The sequence below is a fragment of the Nitratidesulfovibrio liaohensis genome (assembly GCF_011682075.1).
In the GTDB taxonomy this organism is placed as follows: Bacteria; Desulfobacterota; Desulfovibrionia; order Desulfovibrionales; family Desulfovibrionaceae; genus Cupidesulfovibrio; species Cupidesulfovibrio liaohensis.
The window spans coordinates 1-3,083 of record NZ_VSMK01000336.1 but is presented as its reverse complement, the minus strand read 5'-3'; the positions used below and the strand labels follow the sequence as shown (position 1 = coordinate 3,083).

2 protein-coding genes are annotated in these 3,083 nt (G+C 68.8%); both read left to right on the top strand.

Annotated elements, in window-relative coordinates:
• On the top strand, nucleotides 1–2,378 hold a 2,378-nt coding region (locus FVW27_RS11735; RefSeq protein ID WP_243838388.1), incomplete at its 5' end, for a PAS domain S-box protein.
• A partial coding sequence (locus FVW27_RS11730; protein WP_167125363.1) for a response regulator occupies nucleotides 2,375–3,083 on the top strand: 709 nt, incomplete at its 3' end. The genes FVW27_RS11735 and FVW27_RS11730, both read left to right, overlap by 4 nt.

Below are 3,083 nucleotides of genomic sequence, written 5' to 3'. Positions count from 1 at the left end.
GCAAGCCCGGATGGGGGCGGCGCCTGCGCAGTCTGGCGGGCGGCGGCAGCCTGGCCGCCAAAGTGGTGGCGGGCAGCGGCGCGGCGTTGTTCCTGGGGGTGCTGGTGCTGTCGCTGGGCAGCATCCGCTACCAGCGCGAACACCTGCACGACGAACTGGCCGCCGGGGGGGACCGCCTGGGCACCACCATTCGCCTGGGTGCGCGCTTCGCCATGATGCTGAACGCCCGCGACGAGATCAACCAGATCATCAGCGACGTGGCCCGCCAGAAGGACATCGTCTCCATCCGCATCTACAACAAGGAAGGCGTCATCAAGTTTTCGGGCGACCCGGACGAGGTGGAACGCCGCACCAACATCCGCGACGAGGCCTGCGCCGCCTGCCATCGCACGGCGGAACCGCGCAAGTGGCTGGCCCTGCGCGAGCGCACCCGCGTGTTCACCGACCAGGATGGCCGCCGCCTGCTGGGCAGCCTGACCCCCATCATGAACGAGCCCGGCTGTTCGGGCGAGCCCTGCCACTTCCACCCGGCGGACAAGCTGGTGCTGGGCGCGCTGGAGGTGGTGCTTTCTTTGCAAGACGCGGAGGCCGAAGTGCTGGCCTTCCAGACCCGGGTGGTCACCCTGGCGGCGGCGGTGTTCCTGCTGGGGGCCACGGCGGTGCACCTGTTCCTGCGGCGTTTTCTGACGCGGCCCGTGGCCCGGCTCATCGAGGGCACCCGTGCCGTGGCGCGCGGTGAGAAGGTGGACCTTTCCGACGTGCGCCAGCAGGACGAGATAGGCGAACTGGCCGGGGCCATCACCCGCATGGACCGCGACATCGCCCAGAAGCGGGCGGAACTGAACCGCCAGCGCGACGAGTACCAGCGGCTGTTCGACCAGGTGCCCTGCTCCATCACCGTGCAGGACAGGAATCTGCGTCTGTTGCGCTACAACCGCATGTTCCGCGAGAACTTCACGCCGAAACCCGGCGATTTCTGCTTCCAGGCCTACAAGGGCCGCACCGGCAAGTGCCCCAACTGCGCCGTGGAAATGACCATGCAGACCGGCCTTGCCCATTGCAGCGAGGAAAGCGGCTTCCACACCGACGGCAGCCGGGCGCACTGGATCGTGCACACTTCGCCCGTGTTCGATGCGGAAGGGCGGGTGGCGGCGGCCATGGAAATGACCCTGGACATCACCGACCGCAAGGAACTGGAAGAAAAGCTGCGCCGCTCGGAACTGAAGTACCACGCCATCTTCAACCACATTCCCAGTGCCGTGTTCGTGCTGGACCAGCAGACCCTGGAGGTGGTGGACTGCAATTCCACGGCGGAGAAGGTGTACGGCTGGCCGCGCGAGGAAATGAAGGGCCGCTCGTTCCTGGACCTGTTCCCCCCGGACGAGCGCGAACGCTACGCCTCGCAGTTGCGGGCCTTTACCGTGCTGAACCGCGCCCGCAACGTGGCGCGCGACGGCAGGCCCTTTCACGTGGACATCATGCTTTCCCCGGCGGAATACCTGGCCCGGCAGGTGCTGCTGGTGACCACCACCGACATCACCGAACGGCTGGAGGCCGAACAGAAGGTCATTCAGGCGGGCAAGATGGCCACCCTGGGCGAAATGGCCACGGGCGTTGCCCACGAACTGAACCAGCCGCTGACGGTCATCAAGACCGCCGGGGGCTTCCTGCTGCGCAAGGTGACGCGCGGCGAACCCATCGACCCGGAAATCCTGGCCACCATGGCCCGCGAGATCGACGGCCATGTGGACCGGGCCAGCCGCATCATCGGGCATATGCGCGACTTCGGCCGCCGCTCGGACCTGGCGCTGGAGCGGGTGGACGTGAACGCGGTGCTGCAAAGCGCCACGGAATTCTTCAGCCGCCAGTTGTCGCTGCGCGGCATCGACATCGACTGGCGGCTGGCCGCGTCGTTGCCCCCGGTCATGGCCGTGTCCAACCGGTTGGAGCAGGTGTTCATCAACCTGCTGCTCAACGCCCGCGATGCCATAGAGGACCGAAGCGAGAAGGAACCGGGCGCCCCGCGCCGCATCACCGTGGAAACGGTGGCCGACGACCGGCGAGTGACGGCGCGGGTGTGCGACACCGGCGGCGGCATACCTCCGGCGCTGCTGCCGCGCATCTTCGAGCCGTTCTTCACCACCAAGAAGGTGGGCAAGGGCACGGGGCTGGGGCTTTCCATCAGCTACGGACTGGTCAAGGAATTCGGCGGGTCCATCCAGGCGTCCAACGTGGCGGAGGGCGGGGCGTGCTTTACCCTGAACTTTCCGGTGACTTCCGGGGTCGTGGGGGCCGTGTGTGCTGCCGGATCGGGGGGGACTGCGGGAGGAGCGGATTCTGCCGACGAACCGGTACCCGGTGAAGGGGGCGCGGCATGAGCGCGCCCCCGCCCCAACTGCCCCCCTTGCCCCTGCTTCTCGTGGACGACGAGGAAGGCATCCGCACCGTGCTGGCGCTGCTGCTGGCCGACATGGGCTGCGCGGTGCGCACGGCGGCGTCCGGGGCGGAGGCGCTGTCCATGGTCCGCGCAGACCCGCCCGCCGTGGTGCTGACCGACGTGCGCATGCCCGGCATGGACGGCATCGACCTGCTGCGCGCGGTGAAGGCGGAATTTCCCGGGGTTGAGGTGCTGGTGCTGACCGGCCACGGCGACATGGAGCTTGCCGTATCCAGTCTGCGCTTCGGCGCGGGCGACTTCCTGACCAAGCCGGTGGCCCCGGAGGCGCTGGAAGTGGCGCTGGACCGCGCCCGCCAGCGCATGGCCCTGCGCGAGGCGTTGCGCCGCCATACCGAGGAACTGGAACAACTGGTGGCCCGGCGTACCCGTGAGCTGCTGCACGCCGAGCGGCTGGCCGCCGTGGGCGAGACGGCTGCCGGGCTGGCCCACGCCATCAAGAACGTGGCGGGCGGACTGGAGGGGGCCATGTTCGTGCTGGAAAAGGGGCTGGAGCTGGACCGGCGCGAGTACCTGGAACAGGGCTGGCGCATGGTGCGCGACGACGTGGCGCGGGTGCGCGACCTGGCCATGCGCCTGCTGGACATGGGCCGGGCGGCGGAACTTGCCCCGCGCCCGTGCGACCCGG